The following is a 24,157-nucleotide window of genomic DNA, read 5'->3' as shown; positions in this document are numbered from 1 at the left end:
GTGAGAGACTGGGTCAGCCCTGCGCTTCGTAGTTGGCAGGGCGCTCGGCCTGAGGCTCACGCGCGGGCCGGCCGATGACGTCCTTTAGATCGCTCAGCTCGATGAAATTATCGGCTTGGCGGCGCAAATCATCCGAGATCATTGGCGGATTGCTGCGGATCGTCGACACGACCGAGACGCGCACGCCCTGACGTTGCAGCGATTCAATAAGAGGTCGGAAATCGCCATCGCCGGAAAAGATCACGATGTGATCGACGCGTGGCGCCAGTTCCATCGCATCTACGGCCAGTTCGACATCCATGTTGCCCTTGACCTTGCGGCGGCCTTGGCTGTCCGTATATTCCTTGGCCGGTTTGGTCACCATGGTGAAGCCGTTGTAGTTAAGCCAATCAACAAGGGGACGGATGGGTGAATATTCGTCGTTCTCGAGCAGCGCAGTATAATAGAAGGCGCGCAGCAGCTTGCCGCGCCGCATGAATTCTGCGCGCAGTAATTTATAGTCAATGTCGAAACCCAGCGCCTTGCCGGCGGCATAGAGGTTCGATCCATCGATAAAGAGCGCGAGGCGCTCGTCCTTATAAAACATGACGGTTTCCTTTCAGCGAGAGGCTGTCGCAAGCGCGCCGGTGCGGTCTATAAATTGTCGGCATAAAGGGGGGCGAACCGGATGCCCCGCTGCCGTAGAAATGACGATGGGCGTGAGTCTGACGCCTTGCGAATAGCGAGATAGTTGCGATAGGAACGCTCGACAAGTCCGGAAGGATCCATATTTTATGGGTGACGCGACGACATCTGCCGATATTCTCGTTGCTTTGGGCGGAAATTTGCCCTCCGAAGTAGGGTCGCCCGCCGATACGCTACGCGTCGCGCTAGGTGCACTGGCTGACGAGGGCGCACAGGTGCTAGCCGTCAGCGCATTTTACGCGACACCCTGTTTTCCGGCCGGAGCGGGCCCCGATTACGTCAATGCCGCCGCGCGTCTGGCCATGAACGCCAGCCCCGACGAGGTGCTGGCGATGCTGCACCGGATTGAGGCACGATTTGGCCGCGAAAGGGTGCAGCGCTGGGGGCGCCGCACGCTGGATCTGGACCTGATCGCGTATGGTGCGCAGGTGTTGCCCGACGTCCAGACATATGCAGAATGGCGCGCCCTGCCGCCCGCGACGCAGGAACAGCGCGCACCGGACCGTTTGATCCTGCCGCATCCGCGTATGCATGAGCGGGCCTTCGTGCTGATCCCGCTGGCGGATGTTGCGCCGGACTGGCGGCACCCGGTTCTGGGCGTGACCGTACGCGAGATGGTCGCGCGCCTGCCCGTCGATGCAGTGCGCGAGGTGGTGGCCCTGCCATAACACGCTTGCACCTTGCCGCAACGCCGCGTAAGGAGCACGTTTACACCCCGATCCTGGCAATGCCGTTATCAATTCCGGAGGTCTCATGGCCCGCGTAACCACCGAAGACTGCGTCGACAAGGTTTCCAACCGTTTCGAACTGGTGATGCTCGCCGCGCACCGCGCGCGCGAAATTTCGTCCGGGGCACCGCTGACGGTGGACCGCGACAATGACAAGAACCCCGTCGTCGCCCTGCGCGAGATCGCGGAAGAGACGCAAATTGCTGCCGATTTGCGCGAGCGCATGATCGAATCGAACCAGACCGAAATCGAGGTGGACGAGCCCGAAGAGGATTCGATGGCTCTGCTGATGGGGGGCGAGGCCGACAAACCCGCCGAGGACGATATGTCCGAGGAACGCCTTCTGCGCGAGCTAATGAGGGCACAAGGGCAGGGCTGACGCCCGCGCCCCTTCCCAGGGTGGCCGCGGCGCGCGGCGGATGCATTTCATGATTACCGCCGACGACCTGATCGCAATTGTCCGCACTTATAATCCTCGCTGCGACGAGGGATTGCTGCGCCGGGCCTATGATTACGGTCGCCGCATGCACGAAGGGCAGACGCGCCACTCGGGTGAGCCGTATTTTTCACATCCCATTGCCGTTGCCGCCATTCTGGCGCAGCAGCGGTTGGGCGATGCTGCCCTCGTCACCGCGCTCTTGCACGACACGATCGAGGACACGCGCGCCTCCTACGCCTCGGTCGCCGAGATGTTCGGGCCTGAAATCGCCGATCTGGTCGATGGCGTGACCAAGCTGACAAACCTGCAGCTAAGCAGCAGCGAGACGAAGCAGGCCGAGAATTTCCGCAAACTGCTGATCGCCATGTCCAAGGATCTGCGCGTCATCCTGGTGAAACTCGCCGACCGTCTGCACAACATGCGCACGATCAAGGCGATGCGCCCCGACAAGCAGGTGCAAAAGGCGCGCGAGACGATGGATATCTTTGCGCCACTTGCTGGACGCATGGGCATGCAGTGGATGCGCGAAGAGCTGGAGGATCTGGCATTTCGCGTCATCAACCCCGAGGCGCGCGCGTCGATCATGCGCCGCTTTATCACGCTGCAACGCGATTCCGGCGACGTGATCGCGCGGATTACCGGCGATATCCGCAAGGAACTGGAAAAGGTCGGGATCGAGAGCGAGGTCGTAGGGCGCGCGAAGAAACCCTATTCGATCTGGCGCAAGATGCAGGAAAAGGAGCTGGCCTTTTCGCGCCTCTCGGACATCTACGGCTTTCGTATCATCACTGGCACCGAGGCTGAGTGCTACGCGATTCTCGGCGCGATCCATCAGCGCTGGCGCGCCGTGCCGGGCCGGTTCAAGGACTACATCAGCCAACCCAAATCGAACGGCTATCGGTCGATCCATACGACGGTGTCGGGGCGCGACGGCAAACGGGTCGAGGTGCAGATTCGCACGCGCCAGATGCATGATGTGGCCGAAGCGGGTGTGGCTGCGCATTGGTCCTACCGCGATGGGGTGCGCAGCGAAAACCCCTTTGCCGTCGATCCCGCAAAGTGGATCAGCACCCTGACCGATCAGTTCGATGCCGATGAGGATGACGCCGAATTCCTCGAGGCGGTCAAGCTCGAGATGTATTCGGATCAGGTCTTTTGCTTTACGCCGAAGGGCGACGTCATCAAGCTGCCGCGCGGCGCGACGCCCATCGACTTTGCCTACGCGATCCACACCCGGATCGGCAATGCCGTGGTGGGTGCGCGGATCGACGGGATGCGCGTGCCGCTCTGGACGCGGATCAAGAACGGGCAATCAGTCGATGTGATCATCGCAGATGGCCAGACGCCGCAATCAGCTTGGCTGGACATCGCCACGACGGGCAAGGCCAAATCCGCCATTCGCCGCGCGCTGCGCGAGTTGGATCGCGGTCGCTACATCAAGCTGGGTCGCGAGTTGGCGCGCGCCGCGTTCGAACATGTGGGCAAGCGGGTGACCGACAAGGCGCTGACGACCGCCGCGCGCAATCTGCGCCTGCGCGATACCTCCACACTGCTGGCGCGGCTTGGCAGCTCCGAGTTGACCGCGCGCGACGTGGTTAGTGCCGTCTATCCGGATATTACGCCGCAGGGCGGTGAGGAGGTGGGGCGGGATCGTGCGGTGATCGGACTCGATCAGGGTCAGCGATTCGACCGCGCACGCTGCTGCGAACCGCTGCCGGGCGAGCGGATCGTCGGTATCACCTTTCGCGGGCGGGGCGTGACCGTCCACGCGATCGACTGCGACGCGCTTCAAACCTACGAGGACCAGCCCGAGCGCTGGATCGATCTGGCATGGCACTCGGGCACCCATGCGGCGGCCTATACCGTGTCGCTGAACATCACGTTAAGCAATGATGCCGGGGTGCTGGGCCGCATTTGCACCTTGATCGGCGAGAGCAAGGCCAATATCTCAAACCTGAAATTCTTGGACCGCAAGCCGGACTACTACCGAATTCTTGTAGAGGTTGAGTTGCGCGACGCTGAACAATTACACCGTGTTATCAGCGTGCTGGACGCGGATAGCGATGTGGCGCAGATAGAGCGTCATCGCGATATGGCCCTCGCCTCTGGCAAAGGCGCAACCTGAAACCGAAAGAGGGCTACAATTGGTCTTTAAGCGACGAGACAAAAGATCCGTCTGGAAGGCCACCGCAGGTTTCTTCTGGCCCAAGGGCGGATGGACGCGGGCGGCGCGATACGTGAAATTTCGCGTCACGCGCCTGCCAGATCCACCGCACCGGATCGCGCGCGGAATCTTTGCCGGTGTTTTCGTGACCTTCTCGCCGTTCTTCGGGATGCATTTCGTGCTGGCCGCGCTGCTGTCCAAGATTATTCGCGGCAATATCGTGGCCTCGCTGCTGGCGACGTTTGTGGGCAATCCGCTGACCTTTCTCGCCATCGCCGCCAGTTCGCTTCAGACCGGGCATTTCCTGCTGGGCACCGGCGGGCGGCGACCTGACGAGGCCAATCGCACCCTCGCCGAGAAATTCGCGGGCGCGGCCGCAGATCTCAAGCACAACTTCCTTGCCATGTTCACCCCCGAGCAGGCTAATTGGAGCAAGCTGGCGGTATTCTATCACGACGTCTTTCAGCCCTACATGATCGGCGGCATCGTCATGGGCCTCATTGGCGGGCTGGCGGCATATTATTTCTCACTACCGATCATCATGGTCTACCAAAAGCGCCGACAGGCGCGGCTCAAGGCCAAATGGATCGCGCTCAAGCAAAAGGCCGCGGTTGACGATGCCAAAGCGTCACACCCACAGGCCCCGACGCAATAGGCAGCTTGACGGCGCGGCGCGCGCGCCGTTCTGTAAAGTCAGTACAGGCCCCGGAGCTGCTGCCGGTTGAGGGGCCATATTTGGGGGATATACCGAAAATGTCCAAGCTACGCCTCGGTGTGAACATCGACCACGTTGCCACCATCCGCAACGCTCGTGGCGGCGATGATCCTGATCCAGTGCGCGCGGCACTTCTGGCAGAAAAGGCCGGCGCCGACGGCATTACCGCGCATCTGCGCGAGGATCGCCGCCATATTCTGGACCACGACATTGACGCGCTGATGGCCGCGCTGACGTTGCCGCTGAACTTTGAGATGGCCGCGACCGTCGAAATGCAGCAGATCGCGCTGCGTCATAAACCCCACGCCGTCTGTATTGTCCCCGAAAAGCGCGAAGAGCGCACGACCGAAGGCGGTCTGAATGTGGCGCAGGAGGAAAACCAACTGGCCCATTTCATCGCCCCGTTGCGCGATGCAGGCTGCCGCGTGTCGATCTTTATCGCCGCCGACACGGCCCAGATCGAGGCCGCCGCCCGCATCGGTGCCGACATAATCGAACTGCACGCAGGCCCCTATTGCGACGCCCACGCCGAAAAACGTTTCATGGCGCGCGACACGGAATTGAATTCGCTGCGCGAGATGGCCACCTACGCGCATTCTTTGGGCCTCGAAGTCCACGCAGGCCACGGCCTGACCTTTGACACCGTCGGGCCCGTCGCCGCGATGCCCGAGGTGGTCGAGTTGAATATTGGTCATTTCCTGATCGGTGAGGCTGTCTTTATGGGGCTTGAGGCCGCGATCGTCGAAATGCGCCGCCTCATGGACGAAGCGCGATGAACTATCTGCGCTATACCGGCATCTTTCTGAGCATTGCTGTGCTGTCCGCGTTGGTGGTGCTCGCGCTCAATACGTGGGCGGATGCCGGTTTGGGATCGTCTGGACAGCTTTTGGCGCCTGCAATGATCGCCGCGCTGCTCGAAGGGCGCGCCTTCGTGCGCGGTGAGGCGCGCGCGCCGAACCCGGCCGAGGCGTGGAACTTTGCCCTGCTGGCCACGGCGCTGGCCGTAGTGCTCAACGTCGCGCTCAGCTATGCGGGCGCGCACCTGATCCCGGCCAACTCAGCGCAGAGCATCGCGCCGGTCGGCACGCGCGCATTCTGGCTGATGCTGGGTGTGCATACGCTGGTCTATCTGCTGTCGAACCGTTTTTTCCTGGGACTGGGCGCGCGCAACGAAGAAGTGGTTCAGGCCCGCCGCAACGGGACTGGCAAACCGTGAGCATAGTCGTGGCTGCCGCGTTATGATCCTTGGGATCGGCACCGATCTGGCCAATATCGAGCGGATCGCGCGCACGCTCGACCGTTTTGGCGACCGCTTCCGCAATCGCGTTTTTACCGATGTCGAACAGCAAAAAGCCGAGGCACGCGCCGACACCCCCGGCACCTACGCCAAGCGCTGGGCCGCCAAGGAGGCATGTTCCAAGGCGCTTGGTACCGGCCTGCGCATGGGCATCGGATGGAAGGATATGGCCGTTAGTAACCTTGCGACGGGCCAGCCGGTGATGGAGGTGACCGGCTGGGCCGCCGAGCGGCTGGCCGAGATGACCCCGCCGGGCCATAGCGCGCTGATCCACGTCACCCTGACCGACGATCACCCATGGGCGCAGGCCTTTGTGGTGATCGAGGCGCGACCACTTGCGCAAGCGCACCCCATTGCCGACGGCGCGGGTTGACTTGGCAGCGCCCCACGCCCATGAAGCACCTGAATTCACAGCCCCAAAACACAGCTCCAAAACACAGGCGGAAACCGCGCATGGCATCCGAAGCCAAGACAGGCAATCCCATCATCGAAACGATCAAGACGGTGGTCTTTGCCCTGCTGATCGCGGGCGTATTCCGCACGCTGTTTTTCCAACCTTTCTGGATACCGTCCGGGTCGATGAAGGACACGCTGCTGATCGGCGATTTCCTGTTCGTGAACAAGATGGCGTATGGCTATTCCTACGCCTCATGCCCGTCGATCCGCATCGGCGGTCTGGATATCGACGCCGAGGATATCTGCGGCTTTCTGGATGGCGACAACACCCGCTTTCTGGGCCGTGAGCCCGAGCGCGGTGACATCATCGTTTTTCGCCACCCGGTCAACCACAAGGACTTTATCAAGCGCCTGATTGGTATGCCCGGCGACAAGGTCCAGATGAAGGACGGCGTGCTGTTTATCAACGGCGAGGCGGTCCAGCTGGAGGATGCAGGCAGCTTTGGCGAGGTTTACGAGCCGCAAGGATCAATGAAAAGCCGCCCTCGCTGCGAAAACGGTGTGGTGGGCGAGGGCGGTCTTTGCTCAAAATCGCGCCAGATGGAAACGCTGCCGGGCGGGCATTCTCACAGTATCCTCAATATTGCGGACCAGCGTTCGGACGATACGGGCGTGTTTTCGGTACCTGAGGGACATTACTTTTTTATGGGCGACAACCGCGACAATTCCACCGATAGCCGCTATCCGCAGACCGTGGGCGGCGTCGGATTCGTGCCTTACGAAAACCTCATCGGTCGGGCCGGGCGCGTCATGTTTTCGTCCGCCGGTAAATCCATGCTCTATTTCTGGACATGGCGGGGGGACCGCTTCTTCAAGAGGCTCGATTGAAGCTCTCGGGCGATCTTCAGGCGTTCACCGCGCTGCTTGGGCATGATTTTGCCAGCCCTGCGCTGCTGATCGAGGCAGTTACGCATCCCTCGATGTCGTCCCCCAGCCGATCCGACAATCAGCGGCTGGAATTTCTGGGCGACCGGGTGCTGGGCCTCGTCATGGCCGAGGCGTTGCTGGAACATGATCCCAACGCCGCCGAGGGGCTGCTGGCCCCGCGCTTTAACGCGCTGGTGCGCAAGGAGGCTTGCGCCGCTGTCGCGCGTGAGATCGACCTTGGCAAGGTGCTTAAACTGGGCCGTTCGGAAATGCTATCGGGCGGGCGCCGCAAGGAGGCACTGCTGGGCGACGCAATGGAAGCGGTGATTGCGGCGGTTTACCTCGACGCGGGATTTGACGCGGCGCGGGCCGTGATCGTGCGGCTCTGGGCAGATCGAATTGAGGCGGTGGAATCCGACGCGCGCGATGCTAAGACGGCACTTCAGGAATGGGCGCAGGCGCGCGGCATGGCCCCGCCAAGCTACATCCAGACCGCGCGCAGCGGCCCCGATCACGCGCCCATGTTCACCATCGCGGCCCGGCTTGAAAACGGCGTCGAAGAATCGGCATCCGCAGGGTCAAAACGTCACGCCGAGCAGGTGGCGGCCAAGGCGCTGCTGGCCCGGCTTCTTGCCGCGCCCGATACGTGACGCTCTGGGCAAGAGCGCGCCAATCGGGTAGGGCTGCGACTTGCAACCGATGGAACCCAAGCCAATGAGCACACGCGCCGGATTCGTAGCCCTGATCGGAGAGCCGAACGCAGGCAAGTCGACCCTGCTGAACCGCATGGTCGGCGCCAAGGTCAGCATCGTCACGCATAAGGTGCAGACGACGCGCGCCCGCATCCGTGGCATCGCCATGGAAGGGGAGGCGCAGCTGATCTTTGTCGACACGCCCGGCCTCTTCAAACCGCGCCGCCGGCTCGATAGGGCCATGGTGGCCGCCGCGTGGGGCGGCGCTGCCGATGCTGATGTTGTGATCCTGCTGATCGAGGCGCATCGCGGTATCACCGAAGGGGTCGAGCGTATTCTTGAGAACCTCGCTGACGTGACCAAGGGGCGTAAGGTCGCGCTGGCGATAAACAAGATCGACCGCGTGCAATCGCCCGCGCTGCTGGCGCTGACCAAGGGCATGAACGAACGCTTTGCCTTTTCCGAGACATTCATGATTTCTGCCGAAAAGGGTCACGGCGTCGATGCCCTGCGCCAGTGGTTGGCAGGCGAAATGCCCGAGGGCCCGTGGCTCTACCCCGAGGATCAGATCGCCGATCTACCCCTGCGCATGATAGCCGCCGAGATCACGCGCGAGAAACTGACCCTGCGCCTGCATCAGGAGTTGCCCTACCAGCTGACCGTCGAGACGGAAAACTGGGAAGAGCGCGAAGACGGATCTGCCCGCATTGACCAACTGGTCTATGTCATGCGCGACGGCCACAAGGGTATCGTCCTCGGCCACAAGGGTGAGACCATCAAGCAGGTTGGCGCCGCCTCGCGGGCCGAACTGGAGGAATTCCTCGGTCGCCGCGTCCACCTGTTCCTACAGATCAAGGTGCGTCCCAACTGGCTGGAAGAGGCCGAGCGCTATTCGGAAATGGGCCTTAACTTCAAGGATGGCAATTGATGCGCGCCCTCGTCTTTCATCGTTCTGAAAATACTCGAATCCACAGGCTTGCATGACCCGCCTCACGGCAGATTTCTGGGTGCACGCCTACATTGCGCGGCTGCGTGCATACGATATCCCCGTCTATGTCACCGCTCACGGTGATGACACCTCCGGCGCGGTGCTGGTGAAACTGAACACACTGGACGGGCAGGCGGCAGCTTATCAGCGCAGCTTTGATTTGATGAGCGGCGCGCGAAAATGGGACGAACTGGCGCGCGGTCCCGAGGCTGACATCGACGCGGCCATTGCCCGCCAGCGCAGTTTCGATCCCGATCTTTGGGTGATCGAGGTCGAGGACCGCGCAGGCCGTCACCTGCTGGACCAGCCCGGCCTTGCCGATTGAGCCGCTTGTCATAGCGTCACTGGCTGTGCCCAATGGGGCGCGAAAGGGGTAGGTCGGCATGGAATGGCGCGATCAGGGCATATTGCTGTCGGTGCGCAGGCACGGGGAAAGTGCTGCGATCATCGAGGTGTTGACGCCAGTGCATGGTCGCCATGCGGGCGTCGTGCGCGGCGGGGCATCGCGCAAGCTGGCGCCGATCCTGCAACCGGGCGCGCAGCTGGATTTGGCATGGCGCGCGCGACTGGAGGATCACATCGGCACCTTCACGGTCGAACCCATCCGCTCGCGCGCGATGCATGTCATGAGCGACCGTCTGGCGCTGGCGGGGCTGAACGCCGTGACGTCCCTGCTGCTATTCTCGCTGCCCGAACGCGAGGCGCACGCGCCGCTCTATGCCCGCACCGAAACACTGATGGACCTCATGGGCGAGCGCGACATCTGGCCACTGGCCTATCTGCGGTGGGAGCTGGCTCTGCTCGAAGAGATGGGCTTTGGCCTTGATCTGAGCACATGCGCGGTGCTGGGCCGCAGAGCCAACGATCTGAGTTACGTATCACCCCGCACCGGGCGCGCGGTGTCGCGCGCGGGCGCGGGCGAGTGGGCGGATCGGCTGTTGCCGCTGCCGCCTTGCCTTTTGGGGCACGGCACCGCGCCCGATTCTGAAATTGCCGAGGGCCTTGCTCTCACGGGACATTTCCTGCACGCACGCCTCGCGCCTGAATTGGGGCATAAACCCCTTCCGGAGGCACGTGCGCGGTTCGTCGAGCGGTTTGCAGCGCGCGCGAATAGCCGCGATTGATATCGCCTTTGAAGCGGGTGGGCTTGAGTATTTCCGGAACGGTGAAAGTCTGGCCCGAGCGTCAGCGTCCGAGCGGCGCACGATGTATGAGATGAAAAAAGCCGTCATTATCCTCGCCGACGAGGCTGAGCGCGTCGATGACAAGCGGGCGCGCCAATAGCGGCGCAAGGGCAGGGGTGAGGGCGGCCTGAACGCGCGCGGCCTCGGGGGCGGGACGTTTTCCTGTGAGGGTCATGTGCCAGCGAAACTGATCCATCACATGTGGATAGCCCCAGCGGTGCAGGTTTTCGCTTTGAGCGGCGCTCATCCGGGGGTGCGTGCGGCGCGCAATCTCAGCCGCGGTTAGGGCGGCGCGGAACGGGTCCAATTGGCGGACGGTATCGGCGGCGAGGCGGTCCAGCGCGCCCGTGTCCCCAGTTGGGACAATCGCGACAAAACGGCCAAGGCGCGCCAGCTTGGTCCCGTCCAGCGTGACGGGCGTGCGAGCGGCGCAGAAATTGGCGAGCGCGTCGTAAAGTGCCTCGGGCTGGGCGCCCTGCGCAAGGCGAAAGGGCGGCTTGATGGTGGCGTGAAACCCATAGCGGCGCGGCGTTTCGGTCAACTCGGCGATAGAAGTGGGCAGGCCGGTAATATCCTCGGGGTGTGGCGCGCTCTGACCTGATGCGATGTTCCAACCCAGCCACGCGGCACCGAAACAGGCCAGCGCGCCATCGGGGGGTGTGTAGTAGATGCCATATCTGTAAAGGGCGGGGTCGGGCATGGTCCGTGTCTCTCAATTCGGGCTTGGCTGGTGCGCGTTCATCGCATAACTCCGGCCTCGCTCCAACGATCAAGCGCCTTTGACAAGATGATGCGCACAGCTTCATACCGGAGCTGCACATAAAACAGCCCTTCCGTCGTAGAGGATAGTCCATGCCCATCACCCAGATTTTCGACATTCCGCCTGCGCCGTGTGTCGCGATCGCAGGCCAGGAGCACGTGTTTCCGGTGCGCAGGGTGTTCTGCGTGGGACGCAATTATGCTGCCCATGCGGCCGAGATGGGCAATGAGGTGGACCGGGATGCGCCGTTCTATTTCACCAAGTCGGCCCATTCCGTGATCCCTTCGGGGTCCGAAATCGCCTATCCGCCGGGCACGAGTGATTGCCACTATGAAATGGAGTTTGTCGTCGCCATTGGGGGCGAGGCCCATCAGGTGGAGCAGGGACGCGCGCTGGACGCTGTGTTCGGGTATGCCTGCGGGATCGACCTGACCCGGCGCGATTTGCAGGCGACGGCCAAGGCGACGCACAAGCCTTGGGATCTGGGCAAGGATTTTGAGAATTCCGCGCTGATGGGCGCGATCACGCCAGCAGAGGTATTCGGCGCGGTTGGAGAGCGCGCGATCACGCTGGATCTGGACGGGCGGCGTGTGCAGGAGGCGCGTCTGTCGGACATGATCTGGAGCGTGCCCGAAATTATCGCGCATCTGTCGCGTTACTACCACCTTGCGTCGGGCGATCTGATCTATACCGGCACGCCTGCGGGCGTCGGTCCAGTTGTCCCGGGGAGCTTGCTGAGCGGTGCAGTCGATGGACTGGAGCCGATCACGTTGACCATTGCGGGCTAGGCGCAACGTCGACCGCTGGATTTAGATGTTTTGGTCAAAAAAAACCGGCGCCACTCTGGACGCCGGTTAACGGGCTCTGGCAACGGGCCTAGTTGCTCTGGCTGAGCAACCGCCGCGCGATGACCTGAGCCTGAATTTCGGCGGCGCCCTCAAAAATGTTGAGGATGCGCGCGTCGCAAAGGATGCGACTGATCTTATACTCAAGCGCAAAACCGTTGCCGCCGTGGATTTGCAGGCCGTTGTCAGCTGCGGCCCAAGCGACGCGCGCGCCCAGCAGCTTGGCCATCCCGGCCTCGACGTCGCAGCGACGGCCCGCGTCCTTTTCCCATGCGCTGAAATAGGTCAGTTGGCGGGCGATCATGATCTCGACCGCCATCATCGCCAGCTTGCCCGACACGCGCGGGAAGTCGATTAGCGGGCCACCGAATTGCTTGCGGTCCTGCGCGTATTGCATTGCGACATCCAGCGCCGATTGCGCCACGCCCACGGCACGTGCGGCGGTCTGGATGCGGGCGCTCTCAAACGTCTCCATCAACTGTTTGAAGCCTTTGCCCTCGGCCCCGCCCAGTAGGTTTTCGCCCTTGATGTGAAAGCCATCAAAAGCCAGCTCGTATTCCTTCATGCCACGATAACCCAGCACCTCGATCTCGCCGCCGCTCATGCCCTCGGTGGGGAAGGGGACGTCGTCCGTGCCGGGGGTTTTCTCGGCCAGAAACATCGACAGGCCACGATGGTCGGTCGTGTCCGGATCGGTGCGTGCAAGCAGCGTCATGACATGAGTGCGCGCAGCGTGGGTAATCCACGTCTTGTTGCCGGTGACGCGGTAGTCGTCGCCATTTTTGACTGCGCGCGTGCGCAAGCTGCCAAGGTCCGAGCCGGTGTTCGGCTCGGTAAAGACGGCCGTGGGCAGAATTTCACCGCTGGCAAGTTTAGGCAGCCATTGCGCCTTTTGCGCGTCAGTGCCGCCGCAGATGATGAGTTCCGCGGCAATTTCGCTGCGCGTGCCAAGCGAGCCGACGCCGATATAGCCACGGCTGAGTTCCTCGGAAACGACGACCATCGACGCCTTGCTGAGGCCCAGACCGCCGAATTCCTCGGGGATGGTCAGGCCAAAGACGCCCATTTCGGCCAGTTCCTCGATGATTTCCATCGGGATCAACTCATCCTTGAGGTGCCAGTCATGCGCGTAGGGCTCGACCTTTTCCACCGCATAGCGGCGGAATTGTTCGCGGATCATTTCCAACTCGTCATCAAGGCCGGTGCGACCCACGGTGATCTCGGCTGAGCGTTCCTGCATCAGCGCGACCAGCCGCGTGCGGGCGGCTTGTGTGTTGCCGCCTTGGGTCAGGGTCATGATCTCGGGCGTCATCAGGGTGCGCATGTCGTCCTGCGATAGGCCGATGTCCTGTAGGCGCAGTATTTCGCCTTGGCTCATCGGGATGCCACCATAGATCTGCCACAAGTATTCGCCGAACGCGATCTGGTGGATCAGCGCCTCGACCTCACCGAAGGTGCCGGCCTCGGTCAGCCGGTCGGCCCATGCCTGCATCTGGCGCAACGCCTCGGCGTAGGTGGCCAGCCACGCGAGGCCATGCGCCGCTGTCTGATGCTGATCGACCAGTGCGCCCGACACGCGGCCATCCTCGGTGACCTCACCGCGTAGCGTGGTCTTGGCCGTGGCGACAATGCTGTCGACGGGCGCGATCGCTGCGCGCGTGAGGTCGGTGAGATTGTCCAGCAGGACGGCGTTTGCCGCCTTATCCAATTGTCCGTCATGAGCCATTTTGCGATCCTTTTCACACTTGCGGCTTGTCCTAGTCATTTTGCAGGTGCAGCGCAACTATAAGCCAAATGGGCGCGGCATTTTGATGCAATCTTGCGCGGCATTTTCGCGCATAGGTGCCGGCGCCCACTCCGCCACCGCCGCTTCCCGGCCGTGGCGTTCCAAGTTCAAATTTAGCCACGATTTGAATTCTAAACGCGCACAAACACTCGTTTGTTGTGGGCGCCTTGATATATTATTGTGATTCAACAACATGTCAAAACGCCTTAAGGACCAAAGCATGGAGATTTTCGCCCCCCTTGGTCCGCCTGAACTGTGGCTCTTTGCCTATGCAATCGCGTTGGGCGCGGGAGTGGTAAAGGGTGTCGTCGGTTTTGCCATGCCGCTGATTTTGCTGTCGGGGCTCAGTAGCTTTGTCGCTCCGGATTTGGCGCTGGCCTGCCTAATTGTGCCGACGCTGCTGACGAACGCGTGGCAGGCGCTGCGACAGGGGTCGCTCGCGGCGGCAGCATCGATCCGGCGGTTCCACGTCTATCTGCTAGCCGGGGGCGTGGCGCTGGTGCTGAGCGCGCAGCTGGTGCCGGTGCTGTCTGCCTCGACGCTGTTGTTGATCATTGCGGTGCCTCTGGTGATCTACGCTGCTGCGACGCTGGCGGGCCACCCACTGCGCCTGCCTTTGCGTCCGGGGCGACGGTTGGAGGCTGCCTTGGGGGGCGGGGCCGGGTTTATCGGTGGCCTTTCGGGCGTTTGGGGGCCGATTACCGTGGCGATGCTGACGGCGATGGAAACTGAAAAACGCGAACAGGTGCGCGTGCAGGGCGTAATCTATGGCCTTGGTGCCATTGCGCTGGCGGGCGCGCATGTCGCGTCGGGCGTGCTGAACGCCCAGACATTGCCGCTGTCGCTGGCGCTGGTGCCGCCCGCGCTACTGGGTATCTGGACGGGGTTCCAGATACAGGATCGAATCGACCAGACCCTATTCAAGCGTTTGACGCTGTGGATCCTGTTGATCGCGGGGCTGAACCTGCTCAGGCGGGGCCTGATAACGTTGTGATCTGTGCGAATCGGCCCGCGCGTCAGACCGCTATGGGCCATTCATCGGTCCCAAAGAGGGCGCGCAGCCTGCCCAATCGGCGGTCAAGGGCGCACGCATGAGATGAAACTGGCAGATTTCGGGTATCTTACGGCGCTTTCTGTTTTCGTTTCGCGTGTTTCAACCTATACTCCGGTTAAAGCCGCAAAGGCCTGAAACAAAACGACTCGGGGGGAAAACATATGATCCGATCGGAACTGATTCAAAAGATCGCCGATGAAAATCCACATCTTTACCAACGCGATGTGGAGCGGATCGTAAACACCGTCTTCAACGAGATCACCGATGCCATGGCGGCGGGCAACCGGGTAGAGCTACGTGGTTTTGGCGCGTTTTCGGTCAAAAAGCGCGATGCGCGGATCGGGCGGAACCCACGGACGGGCGAATCCGTTCCTGTTGAAGAGAAACATGTGCCCTTCTTCAAGACTGGCAAGCTCTTGCGGGACCGCCTGAACGGAAAGTAATACATGCGCTATATTCGCTACGTCTCGATCGCCATCTTCGCGCTGGCCCTTATCCTTATCGCCTTGGCTAATCGCGTTTGGGTGCCGATCCGTTTGGTGCCGCCGGAGCTGACCAGCTTCACCGCGCTCAGCCCTGCGCATGAGGTGCCGCTATTTGTGGTCATCTTTGGCGGGATTCTGGCCGGTTTGATCCTTGGTTTTATTTGGGAATGGATTCGTGAGGCGGGCGAACGCGCCGCTGCCGCCAAGCAGGCGCGCGAAATGACTCGTCTGCGCGCCGAGATCAAGCGCCTGAAGGCCCAAAAGCATGAGGGCAAAGACGACGTCCTCGCGCTGTTGGATGATGGCCGCTGATCCGACATGACCAAAGATATTCGTATCAAGATGTGCGGGCTGACCCAGCCCGAGGACGTAGTGGCCGCCGTTGATGCGGGCGCACATTATGTCGGGTTCGTTTTCTTTCGCCGCTCGCCGCGACATCTGGAAACGGACGCGGCCGCCGCACTGGCGCTGGCCACACCCAAAGGTATCCGCAAGGTCGCGCTGACTGTGGACGCAGGCGACGCGGAACTGGATGCGCTGACCTCTGCCGTGCCGCTCGACATGCTGCAACTGCACGGACAAGAAACCGCCGCGCGCGTCGCTGAAATCAAGGCGCGCTATGGTCTGCCAGTGATGAAGGCGATCGGTATCGGTGAAGCCTCGGACCTGTCGCTGATTGATGTATATGCGGGCGTTGCCGATCAGCTTTTGATCGATGCCAAGCCGCCAAAGGGCTCTGGCGTGCCGGGCGGCAATGCGCTGGCCTTTGATTGGTCGCTGATTGCCGGACGCCGCTGGCTGCTGCCATGGATGCTGGCGGGGGGCCTTACGCCCGAAAATGTCGCCGAAGCGGTGCAAGCCACGGGTGCGCGCCAGCTAGATGTGAGTTCCGGCATTGAAAGCGCGCCGGGTGTCAAGGACGCGGACCTGATGCGCGCCTTCGCCGACGCTGCGCGCGGATGATAGCGTTCCGCGACGCGACCCTGGCCGACGTGTCGGCTGTGGTCGCGCTGCTGGCAGACGATGTATTGGGCCGCACACGCGAAGCGCCGGATATTACCCCCTACCTCGCGGCATTTCAGCGGATTGGCGAGGAATGTGGCAATCACCTGATCGTCGGAGTCGAGCCGGAGGGTAAGGTCGTCGCCACCTATCAGATCACGTTCATCAGCGGGTTATCCCTGCATGCCGCGCGCCGTGCGCAAATCGAAAGCGTGCGCGTGGCCGGCGATCAACGCGGGCAGGGGATCGGTCGCGCGATGTTCGAGGATGCCTATGGTCGCGCCCGCGCCGCCGGATGCTCACTGGTTCAACTGACGATGAACGAGTCGCGCACAGACGCGCGGCGGTTCTACGAATCCCTAGGCTTTGCCGCGACACATACCGGGTTCAAGCGTACGCTGGACTGACCCGCAGGGCGCCTTTTCGCTGGAAAACCCTGCCCGCGTCCCATATTCATCGCGCTAAAGCGTTTCGCGAAAAACCTGAATCACAGATTTTCGGGAAACGCGCGCAACATATGAGCGTTGCGCGCGTTTCGCCTTTATCTGATGTCTCAGGGTAAAGGCGAAACGCCTTAGTGTGCATGACGGAGAGGCCAGCGATATGAACGATCTTTTCAACAGCTTCATGACCGGTCCCGATGAAAGGGGCCGCTTTGGCGAATTTGGCGGGCGCTTTGTCTCCGAGACGCTGATGCCGCTTATCCTTGAGTTGGAAGAGCAGTATGAGCACGCCAAGACTGACGACAGCTTCTGGGCTGAAATGCATGACCTCTGGACCCATTATGTAGGCCGCCCCAGCCCCCTTTATTACGCTGACCGGCTGACACAGCATCTGGGCGGGGCCAAGATTTATCTCAAGCGGGACGAGCTGAACCATACCGGCGCACACAAGATCAACAACGTGCTGGGCCAGATCATCCTCGCCCGCCGCATGGGCAAGACGCGCATCATCGCCGAGACGGGCGCAGGCCAGCATGGCGTTGCCACAGCAACGGTTTGCGCCAAGTTCGGCCTGAAATGCGTGGTCTATATGGGCGCGCATGACGTTGAGCGTCAGAAACCCAACGTGTTCCGCATGCGCCTGCTGGGTGCCGAGGTGATCCCCGTCACATCAGGGCGCGGCACGCTGAAGGACGCTATGAACGATGCGCTGCGCGACTGGGTGACCAACGTGCGCGACACGTTCTACTGCATTGGCACGGTGGCCGGGCCGCATCCCTATCCGGCCATGGTCCGTGATTTCCAGAGCATCATCGGCACAGAGGCCAAAGAGCAGATCCTGAAGGCCGAGGGCCGTCTACCGGACACGCTGATCGCTGCCATCGGCGGTGGATCGAACGCCATGGGCCTGTTCTATCCCTTTCTTGATGACAAGGACGTCGCGATTATCGGCGTCGAAGCGGGCGGCAAAGGCGTCACCGCCAAGATGGAGCATTGTGCCTCGCTAACTGGCGGGCGTCCCGGTGTGCTGCACGGTAATCGTACCTATCTGCTACAGGACGATGACGGTCAGATCCTCGAAGGCTATTCGATTTCAGCGGGCCTCGACTATCCGGGCATCGGCCCCGAGCATAGCTGGCTGCACGATATAGGGCGCGCGCAATATGTCGCCATCACCGACAAGGAGGCACTGGAAGCGTTCCAGTTGAGCTGTGCGCAAGAGGGCATCATCCCCGCTCTGGAGCCTAGCCATGCCTTGGCCCATGTCATGAAAATCGCGCCCGACCTGCCCAAGGATCATATCATCATCATGAATATGTGCGGACGCGGCGACAAAGATATTTTTACCGTGGCAAAGCATCTCGGCTTTGGCTTGGAAGAGGACGACTGAACCGCCAGCGCCGCTTGGGACAGCGGGAACTGGATGTTTGGACCATAGAAAAGCCGGGTGCATGGCCCAGCGCCTTACGGCAAATGTTGAAGCTCGCAGCCTTTACGCTGCGAGCTTTTCTTTTCGCTCTTCCATTTCCCTATCTGCCAAGCATCCCAGTCGATAGGAGAAGAAACGGATGGCAAAGCTCCTTGGCGCATCGGATGGCATCTCGCGAGTTCGCATCGACCCTTCGTGGAGAAAGGGCTTCGTCATCGTGTGTGGGAAAGGCTTCCGTTCCACCAAGTATTTCCCGGATGACATCGAGACGATGCGGCAGATGGATGAAGAAACCTATCGCTCTGCCGGCGGTGCGGCCGGCTGGGCGATTGCTGGCGGCGTCTTGACCGGTGGTCTTGGATTACTCGCCGGAGCAGCCATCGGGGGCGCAGGCGGCATCATGCGATCTACCTGATCCGGCTGCGCGACAGAAAGCATGTGGCATTCCACGAGACCGATAAATCGGCGCTGAAGGTTCTGCAAAAGCACTACATCAAGCTTTAGGCCCAAGTGCCCAAATCTACATGAAATCCCGCTCATAAACCCGCCCGCGTGCGAGCCCGATCCGCATCGCGGGCGTTTTCTTGTCATCGCCCGGATCGCACCAGTTGTGGTAGAATCGGTATATCTGCACCATCTTGGCCATCACCTCCGGCTTATAGAGATACTGCTTGTCCCAAGTGCGGCCGACATTCCCGCTGGAAATGGACGGTCGAGAGGCGAAGCGGACATTGGAACGGAACTTGTGGAAGTAGGAACCCACGCTCCGCAGGGTCGCGCGACGGATCAGGCGTGCTGCCGACATCGCATCGCGTCCAGGCCGCCAGGTCGGCACCTTCACCACCTTGTTCGGCTCGGATTTCCTCGAGAACGGAAAACGGGCGCCGAGATTCAGCGGCCATCCCATCACCTGGATTGACAGCGCGAAATCGACAGCCGGGCATAGTCTTTGTCGGATAGCTGCCGGATCTGGTTTATGAGCATCCCGGAGACCCCCGATAGCAGTGCCTGCCCTGCCGCGACGGTGTAGTTGCGCATATCGTTGGTCATCTCCTTATCGAAGCTGACAACCGCGATCTCGGCTTTGCGCTGACATATCTCTTCGACAAATGCCGCCTGAAACGCCTGCTGCAAGCCGCGGTCGTCATCCATCACCATCAGGAGCGGCACATCGGCCCCGGAAAGCATCTGCTGGACCCGAAGAGCGTGGGCATACTGGAGGATGTCATAGCGCACCAGGACGCCCTGGTGGGGCAGCTGGTAGAGTTCGATCTCCTGCACCTTCTGCCGTTTCTTGAGGCGCACGAGGTAGTCTTGGAACTCGGTCTTCGTCCAGATGCGCGCATGTTGGCGGAACGCGACCGAGAGGCTCTCCTCGTTGGCCGCGAGGGCCTGCTCCTCGGCTTGATCCATCGTCATCGTGGGGTCGAACTGGAACGCTGCCTCCATGATGAACCCGGAGCGGTGATGTGCCGTGCAGAGATGTTGGACCGCCACCGGTGTCCGCTTGCGCTTTGTCGGCCAGTTCAGCATCAGCGTCTGGCTGTCCGTGGCGAACCGTGAGCCGACCTCCCGGAAATCAACCCGAGAGAAATCCTCACGCTGGGCGATGAATCCCTGGATCTGGTCGTGGAAGAAGTCGATCTTGCCGTAGAGATCGCGGTAGGAGGTGTCGGTAATTTTGCAGATCTTCGACAACGACACCTCGTTGCACAGCATCTGGAAGATCACCCGGTTCTTGTCGCTTCGCAGATGCCGGCGCGCCGGCTGGCCGATCAAGAAGGTCTTCGAGCACAGACGGCACTGGAAGCGCGGATCGCCATTCGCCGTCTTGCTGAACCGCCGGTAGAACTCGGGATGCGCCTCGGGCGCCATCCCCTGCGCGAAGCATCCCGGCGTCTTGCAGGAAGGCACGGTTGGATCGTGCTCTTGCAAATGCTTGAGGCGTTGGTTTTCTTCGGTAATCGCGCAGTTATTCTTGATCCGCGAGGACTTGTTGCAGGTTGGGCATTGAAAGAACTCTTCGTGCTTCGTGCTTCGTGCTTCGTGCTTCCTGCTTCGTGCTTCGTGCTTCGTGCCTTTGACCTCGCCTCGCAGGACGTCCGGCGGTGCCGGTGGTTCTCCACCTGGCCTTTTGAACGGGTCCGGATGCACACCGAAGCTGCCGCACGCGGGGTTGCGGCAAAAGTTTAGGTCGAGCCCCCCGAAGGCTTCGGGACACCTCCGCTCCAGAGGCGGATTTTCTGTCGAAGATATTTTCGAGACAAAACTCACCTGATCTCTCCCTCTGAGAATGCGTCAAGTGTCTTGTCTGAAAAGGAATGTTGGCCACAGTGCGGCCAACAGAAGCACTTATTTCAACATTTGCCGTGAGGGGCTGGGGGGAGCATCCTGGCTTTTTTGGTCTCAAATATCCATGTCTGAATACTTTGGTCAGCGCGTCGGCACCGGTTCGTCGCCGCGATAATCATAAAAGCCGCGCCCGGTCTTGCGGCCCAGCCAACCGGCCTCGACATATTTTGTCAGCAGCGGACAGGGGCGGTATTTCGTATCGGCCAGCCCGTCATGCAGCACGTTCATAATGGCAAGGCAGGTGTCCAGCCCGATGAAATCGGCCAGCTCTAGCGGGCCCATCGGATGATTCGCGCCCAACTTCATCGACTGGTCGATTGAGCGCACGTTACCGACGCCCTCGTAGAGGGTATAGACCGCCTCGTTGATCATCGGCATCAGGATTCGGTTGACGATAAAGCCGGGAAAATCTTCAGCCGACGCGGCTGTTTTCCCAAGTTTTTCAACGACCTTTAGGCAAGATTCGTAGGTTTCCTTATCGGTGGCGATGCCGCGAATCAATTCGACCAGACTCATCACCGGGACCGGGTTCATGAAGTGAAAGCCCATGAATTTTTCAGGCCGGTCGGTGCGGCTGGCGAGGCGAGTAATCGAGATCGATGAGGTGTTCGACGTCAGGATCGTGTCTGGCTTGAGGTGCGGTAGCAGATCCTCAAAGATCGCCTGTTTCACAGTCTCACGCTCGGTAGCGGCCTCGATGATCAGATCGTTCTGGCCCAGATCGGTCAGCGTCAGGGTGGTATCGATTCGCTCCAGCGCGCCGTCCATGTCGCCCTGCGAGATTTTTTCGCGGCTGACCTGCCGTTCGAGATTGGTGCGCATCGTCTGCATTGCCGCGTCCAGCGCGTCTTGGCTCACGTCGGTCATCTGCACATGGTAGCCAGCCAGTGCCATGACATGCGCGATGCCGTTGCCCATCTGCCCTGCGCCGACGATGCCGATTGTCTGGATGTCCATGTCACTGTCCTGCTTGCCGTTTGGCGCACAATAGGCCCCCGGACCGGGGGCCTGCAAGGGGCGCGTTAGGAAGGGGCGGTGACGCTAAAGGTTTATTCGAAATCGCACTTTATCCATTTCTAAAGGGATTGCGCTGATTCTCGACCTTGGGTGAATATCATGGTGGGAAAAATGGCTTATGAAAAACTGGGGGCGACGCCCCTTGATTACGCGCCGTGCCGATATGGCGCGTCAAAACTTCTCTTTCGTGGACCGGAGCGTGCGCTGACAGGTCGCTACGCTGCATTCTTGGGCGGGACCGAGACGTATGGCAAATTTATCCGCCGACCGTTTCCGGCGCTGGTCGAGGATCGGCTGGGTGCGCCTTGTGTCAATCTGGGCTGGCCGAACGCAGGTGCCGATGTGTTTTTGCACGATCACGATGTTCTTGCGGCTGCGTCCATGGCACAGGTGACGGTGTTGCAGGTGGCAGGCGCGCAGAACATGTCGAATAGGTTTTACACGGTGCATCCACGACGCAATGACCGGTTCGTGCAGGCAACTTCCGTTCTACGTGCGATTTTCTCTGAGGTGGATTTTACCGAGTTTCACTTTACGCGGCACATGCTGGGATATCTGGCACATGTCGGGCCGGATCGGTTCGCATTGCTACGTCTTGAGCTTCAAGAAGCGTGGGTTGCGCGGATGAAGCTGCTGGTGGACCGCATCGACGCGCCAGTCGTGCTGTTGTGGATGTCGTCCCATCCGCCGCAGGATCGTGCGGACGTGCCGGGCATCGCCGAGGACCCGGCTTTTGTCACGTGCGCCATGTTGCGCGCGCTGGCCGGGTGTACTGCCGGTATCGTCGATGCCACGGCGAACAGCGCGGCACGTTTGAGCGGCACACAAGGTATGGTCCATTCCGAGTTCGAGGCGGTTGCCGCCGCCGAACTACTGGGACCCGCCGCGCATGACGCGGCTGCCGAAGCGCTCTTGCCGATCATGCGCAAGTATCTGGGAGATTGACAAAAAAGACCCGCCTGCGATTACGGGCGGGTCTTGTCATTGGGTCTTGACAGAGTCTCTCAGCCAAGTTTCTTGGTCAACTCCGGCACGGCCTCAAAGAGGTCGGCGACCAAACCGTAATCAGCGACCTGAAAGATTGGCGCCTCTTCATCCTTGTTGATCGCGACGATGATCTTGCTGTCTTTCATGCCCGCGAGGTGCTGGATCGCCCCCGAGATGCCGACGGCGACATAAAGATCGGGCGCGACCACCTTACCGGTTTGGCCGACCTGCCAGTCGTTCGGTGCATAGCCCGAATCGACCGCCGCGCGCGACGCGCCGACAGCTGCGCCGAGGGCATCGGCCAACTTTTCGATCATGGCAAAGTCCTCTTTGCTGCCGACACCGCGACCGCCCGAGACGACAACGCCTGCTGATGTCAGCTCGGGGCGGTCCGAGGCAGCAACCTTGTCCTCGACCCATTCGGAGAGGCCGGGATTTGCGACGGCAGAAATCGTCTCGACCGAGGCCGAGCCGCCCTCGCTGGCAGCATCAAAGGTAGACGTGCGGATGCTGACGACCTTCTTTGGGTCGATCGACTTGACCGTCTGGATTGCGTTGCCCGCGTAGATGGGGCGCTCGAACGTGTCAGAGGACACGATGCCAGAGACATCAGAGATGACCATGACGTCCAGCAAGGCCGCGACGCGCGGCAGCACGTTCTTGGCGTCGGTCGTGGCGGGGGCGACGATATGTTCGTAGTCGCCCGCGAGCGACACGATCAATGCGGCCGTCGGTTCCGCGAGGCGGTGCCCCAGCGAGGGATCCTCGGCGACCAGCACCTTGGAAATGCCCTTGATTTTCGCAGCCGCTTCGCCAGCGGCAGCGGCAGAGGCACCACAGCAGAGGGCGGTGACGTCGCCCAGCTTGATCGCGGCGGTTACGGCCTTGGCGGTGGCGTCAAACGCCAGTTCGCCATCGGTAACTTCGGCAAGGAGAAGAACAGCCATTACACAGCCCCCACTTCTTTGAGTTTCGCGACCAGCTCGTCTACCGAACCGACGATTTCGCCCGCTTTGCGCGCCTCAGGCTCGACCGTGCCGGTGACCTGCAAGCGCGGCGTGACATCGACGCCGTAATCGGCGGCGGATTTTTCATCCATCGGCTTTTTCTTGGCCTTCATGATATTGGGAAGCGACGCATACCGCGGTTCGTTCAGGCGCAGATCGACGGTGATGATGCTGGGCATCTTGACTTTGATCGTCTGGAGGCCGCCATCGACCTCGCGGGTGACCAGCGCATGATCGCCCTCGATATCCAGCGCGCTGGCAAACGTGCCCTGCGACCAGCCCATCAGCGCTGACAGCATCTGGCCCGTAGCGTTCATGTCATTGTCGATCGCCTGCTTGCCCGCAATAACGAGGCCGGGTTGCTCTTCGTCGATGATCGCCTTGAGGATCTTGGCGACGGCCAGCGGCTCGATATCGGTGTTCACGTCCTCGGAGGCGATGACCAGAATGGCACGGTCGGCGCCCATCGCCAATGCGGTGCGCAGAGTTTCCTGGCTTTGCTTGACCCCGATCGAGACGGCGATGACCTCTTCGGCCTTGCCGGCCTCCTTGAGGCGGATCGCCTCTTCGACGGCGATTTCGTCGAACGGGTTCATCGACATTTTGACGTTGGCAAGATCGACACCGCTTCCGTCCGCCTTGACGCGGACCTTCACGTTGTAGTCGATCACGCGTTTGACAGGCACGAGCACCTTCATTGGCATAATCTCCATCAGATTGACAAAGAGCCACAATGCGACTCTTCAAAAAGCTCTCATCGGCGTTGATACAGAATT

At 61.1% G+C, this 24,157-nt stretch carries 29 protein-coding genes; 21 read left to right on the top strand and 8 right to left on the bottom strand.

The genetic code is table 11. The annotated features are described in order from the left end of the window. Positions 1-13: 13 nt before the first annotated feature. Positions 14-586: an NYN domain-containing protein gene (locus U3654_RS10485; RefSeq protein WP_324751497.1), complete on the bottom strand. Its 573-nt coding sequence runs from the start codon at positions 584-586 to the stop codon at positions 14-16. A gap of 187 nt (positions 587-773) precedes the next feature. On the opposite strand from U3654_RS10485, the gene folK reads away from it, so the two are divergent. From folK to recO, 12 genes are all read left to right on the top strand, one after another. Continuing rightward, positions 774-1,352 carry a 2-amino-4-hydroxy-6-hydroxymethyldihydropteridine diphosphokinase gene (gene folK / locus U3654_RS10480; protein WP_324751496.1) on the top strand — a complete coding sequence of 193 codons (579 nt, stop codon included), beginning with the start codon at positions 774-776 and terminating at the stop codon, positions 1,350-1,352. 85 nt (positions 1,353-1,437) lie between these two features. After that, positions 1,438-1,791, top strand: coding sequence for a DNA-directed RNA polymerase subunit omega (gene rpoZ / locus U3654_RS10475; protein WP_324751495.1), 354 nt, complete (start codon positions 1,438-1,440; stop codon positions 1,789-1,791). 49 nt (positions 1,792-1,840) lie between these two features. Then, on the top strand, positions 1,841-3,976 hold the full coding sequence (locus tag U3654_RS10470) for a bifunctional (p)ppGpp synthetase/guanosine-3',5'-bis(diphosphate) 3'-pyrophosphohydrolase (protein ID WP_324751494.1): 2,136 nt from the start codon (positions 1,841-1,843) through the stop codon (positions 3,974-3,976). A 19-nt stretch (positions 3,977-3,995) separates the two neighbouring features. Continuing rightward, the gene (locus U3654_RS10465) at positions 3,996-4,670 is read left to right on the top strand and encodes a DUF2062 domain-containing protein (protein ID WP_416384508.1); all 675 of its coding nucleotides are present in this window, start codon (positions 3,996-3,998) and stop codon (positions 4,668-4,670) included. Between the two features lie 98 nt (positions 4,671-4,768). Continuing rightward, positions 4,769-5,506, top strand: coding sequence for a pyridoxine 5'-phosphate synthase (locus U3654_RS10460; protein WP_324751492.1), 738 nt, complete (start codon positions 4,769-4,771; stop codon positions 5,504-5,506). Then, on the top strand, positions 5,503-5,946 hold the full coding sequence (locus tag U3654_RS10455) for an ABZJ_00895 family protein (protein WP_324751491.1): 444 nt from the start codon (positions 5,503-5,505) through the stop codon (positions 5,944-5,946). The genes U3654_RS10460 and U3654_RS10455 overlap by 4 nt, the downstream gene beginning before the upstream one ends. A gap of 22 nt (positions 5,947-5,968) precedes the next feature. Further along, the gene (gene acpS / locus U3654_RS10450; protein ID WP_324751490.1) at positions 5,969-6,400 is read left to right on the top strand and encodes a holo-ACP synthase; all 432 of its coding nucleotides are present in this window, start codon (positions 5,969-5,971) and stop codon (positions 6,398-6,400) included. 80 nt (positions 6,401-6,480) lie between these two features. Continuing rightward, entirely contained in the window at positions 6,481-7,311 is an 831-nt protein-coding gene (gene lepB, locus U3654_RS10445; RefSeq protein WP_324751489.1) for a signal peptidase I, read from the top strand. Next, on the top strand, positions 7,308-8,000 hold the full coding sequence (rnc, locus tag U3654_RS10440) for a ribonuclease III (RefSeq protein WP_324751488.1): 693 nt from the start codon (positions 7,308-7,310) through the stop codon (positions 7,998-8,000). The genes lepB and rnc overlap by 4 nt, the downstream gene beginning before the upstream one ends. Positions 8,001-8,064: 64 nt before the next feature. Further along, on the top strand, positions 8,065-8,970 hold the full coding sequence (era, locus tag U3654_RS10435; RefSeq protein WP_324751487.1) for a GTPase Era: 906 nt from the start codon (positions 8,065-8,067) through the stop codon (positions 8,968-8,970). A gap of 52 nt (positions 8,971-9,022) precedes the next feature. After that, positions 9,023-9,355, top strand: a complete 333-nt coding sequence (locus tag U3654_RS10430) for a DUF1491 family protein (protein ID WP_324751486.1) — start codon at positions 9,023-9,025, stop codon at positions 9,353-9,355. Between the two features lie 58 nt (positions 9,356-9,413). Further along, the gene (gene recO, locus U3654_RS10425) at positions 9,414-10,154 is read left to right on the top strand and encodes a DNA repair protein RecO (RefSeq protein WP_324751485.1); all 741 of its coding nucleotides are present in this window, start codon (positions 9,414-9,416) and stop codon (positions 10,152-10,154) included. A gap of 61 nt (positions 10,155-10,215) precedes the next feature. Here recO and U3654_RS10420 read toward each other — a convergent pair whose 3' ends face one another. Then, the gene (locus tag U3654_RS10420) at positions 10,216-10,914 is read right to left on the bottom strand and encodes a DUF1045 domain-containing protein (RefSeq protein ID WP_324751484.1); all 699 of its coding nucleotides are present in this window, start codon (positions 10,912-10,914) and stop codon (positions 10,216-10,218) included. 152 nt (positions 10,915-11,066) lie between these two features. Here U3654_RS10420 and U3654_RS10415 point away from each other — a divergent pair, with 152 nt between their 5' ends. Next, the gene (locus U3654_RS10415) at positions 11,067-11,762 is read left to right on the top strand and encodes a fumarylacetoacetate hydrolase family protein (RefSeq protein ID WP_324751483.1); all 696 of its coding nucleotides are present in this window, start codon (positions 11,067-11,069) and stop codon (positions 11,760-11,762) included. Between the two features lie 88 nt (positions 11,763-11,850). On the opposite strand, the gene U3654_RS10410 is transcribed toward U3654_RS10415, so the two are convergent. Then, positions 11,851-13,545, bottom strand: a complete 1,695-nt coding sequence (locus U3654_RS10410) for an acyl-CoA dehydrogenase family protein (protein WP_324751482.1) — start codon at positions 13,543-13,545, stop codon at positions 11,851-11,853. A gap of 280 nt (positions 13,546-13,825) precedes the next feature. Here U3654_RS10410 and U3654_RS10405 point away from each other — a divergent pair, with 280 nt between their 5' ends. From U3654_RS10405 to U3654_RS10375, 7 genes are all read left to right on the top strand, one after another. After that, the gene (locus tag U3654_RS10405; protein ID WP_324751481.1) at positions 13,826-14,599 is read left to right on the top strand and encodes a sulfite exporter TauE/SafE family protein; all 774 of its coding nucleotides are present in this window, start codon (positions 13,826-13,828) and stop codon (positions 14,597-14,599) included. A 221-nt stretch (positions 14,600-14,820) separates the two neighbouring features. Further along, complete coding sequence (gene ihfB / locus U3654_RS10400) at positions 14,821-15,102, top strand: integration host factor subunit beta (protein ID WP_324751480.1); 282 nt, start codon at positions 14,821-14,823, stop codon at positions 15,100-15,102. Between the two features lie 3 nt (positions 15,103-15,105). Continuing rightward, positions 15,106-15,456, top strand: a complete 351-nt coding sequence (locus tag U3654_RS10395; protein ID WP_324751479.1) for a LapA family protein — start codon at positions 15,106-15,108, stop codon at positions 15,454-15,456. Between the two features lie 6 nt (positions 15,457-15,462). Next, complete coding sequence (locus U3654_RS10390; protein WP_324751478.1) at positions 15,463-16,107, top strand: phosphoribosylanthranilate isomerase; 645 nt, start codon at positions 15,463-15,465, stop codon at positions 16,105-16,107. Then, positions 16,104-16,553, top strand: coding sequence for a GNAT family N-acetyltransferase (locus U3654_RS10385; RefSeq protein ID WP_324751477.1), 450 nt, complete (start codon positions 16,104-16,106; stop codon positions 16,551-16,553). Before U3654_RS10390 ends, U3654_RS10385 begins: the two co-directional genes overlap by 4 nt. A 196-nt stretch (positions 16,554-16,749) precedes the next feature. Next, positions 16,750-17,979, top strand: coding sequence for a tryptophan synthase subunit beta (gene trpB / locus U3654_RS10380; protein ID WP_324751475.1), 1,230 nt, complete (start codon positions 16,750-16,752; stop codon positions 17,977-17,979). Between the two features lie 178 nt (positions 17,980-18,157). After that, positions 18,158-18,433, top strand: a complete 276-nt coding sequence (locus tag U3654_RS10375; RefSeq protein ID WP_324751474.1) for a hypothetical protein — start codon at positions 18,158-18,160, stop codon at positions 18,431-18,433. 105 nt (positions 18,434-18,538) lie between these two features. On the opposite strand, the gene U3654_RS10370 is transcribed toward U3654_RS10375, so the two are convergent. From U3654_RS10370 to U3654_RS10360, 3 genes are all read right to left on the bottom strand, one after another. Beyond that, entirely contained in the window at positions 18,539-18,925 is a 387-nt protein-coding gene (locus U3654_RS10370; protein ID WP_324751473.1) for a hypothetical protein, read from the bottom strand. After that, positions 18,925-20,292: a hypothetical protein gene (locus tag U3654_RS10365; protein ID WP_324751472.1), complete on the bottom strand. Its 1,368-nt coding sequence runs from the start codon at positions 20,290-20,292 to the stop codon at positions 18,925-18,927. The genes U3654_RS10370 and U3654_RS10365 overlap by 1 nt, the downstream gene beginning before the upstream one ends. A gap of 159 nt (positions 20,293-20,451) precedes the next feature. Next, a complete protein-coding gene (locus tag U3654_RS10360) occupies positions 20,452-21,327 on the bottom strand; it encodes a 3-hydroxybutyryl-CoA dehydrogenase (protein ID WP_324751471.1) in 876 nt (291 codons plus the stop codon). A gap of 171 nt (positions 21,328-21,498) precedes the next feature. Here U3654_RS10360 and U3654_RS10355 point away from each other — a divergent pair, with 171 nt between their 5' ends. Next, a complete protein-coding gene (locus U3654_RS10355; RefSeq protein WP_324751470.1) occupies positions 21,499-22,332 on the top strand; it encodes a DUF6473 family protein in 834 nt (277 codons plus the stop codon). Between the two features lie 59 nt (positions 22,333-22,391). Here the strand turns inward: U3654_RS10355 and U3654_RS10350 are convergent, their stop codons facing one another. Both U3654_RS10350 and U3654_RS10345 read right to left on the bottom strand, forming a co-directional pair. Next, positions 22,392-23,321: an electron transfer flavoprotein subunit alpha/FixB family protein gene (locus U3654_RS10350; RefSeq protein ID WP_324751468.1), complete on the bottom strand. Its 930-nt coding sequence runs from the start codon at positions 23,319-23,321 to the stop codon at positions 22,392-22,394. Continuing rightward, positions 23,321-24,079: an electron transfer flavoprotein subunit beta/FixA family protein gene (locus U3654_RS10345; protein WP_324751467.1), complete on the bottom strand. Its 759-nt coding sequence runs from the start codon at positions 24,077-24,079 to the stop codon at positions 23,321-23,323. Before U3654_RS10345 ends, U3654_RS10350 begins: the two co-directional genes overlap by 1 nt. Positions 24,080-24,157: the final 78 nt, after the last annotated feature.

Origin of the sequence: Roseovarius sp. Pro17 (assembly GCF_035599575.1) — a bacterium.
Lineage (GTDB): Bacteria > Pseudomonadota > Alphaproteobacteria > Rhodobacterales > Rhodobacteraceae > Roseovarius.
Note: the sequence above shows the minus strand (reverse complement) of the source record. Positions and strands in the feature narration are given on the sequence as shown.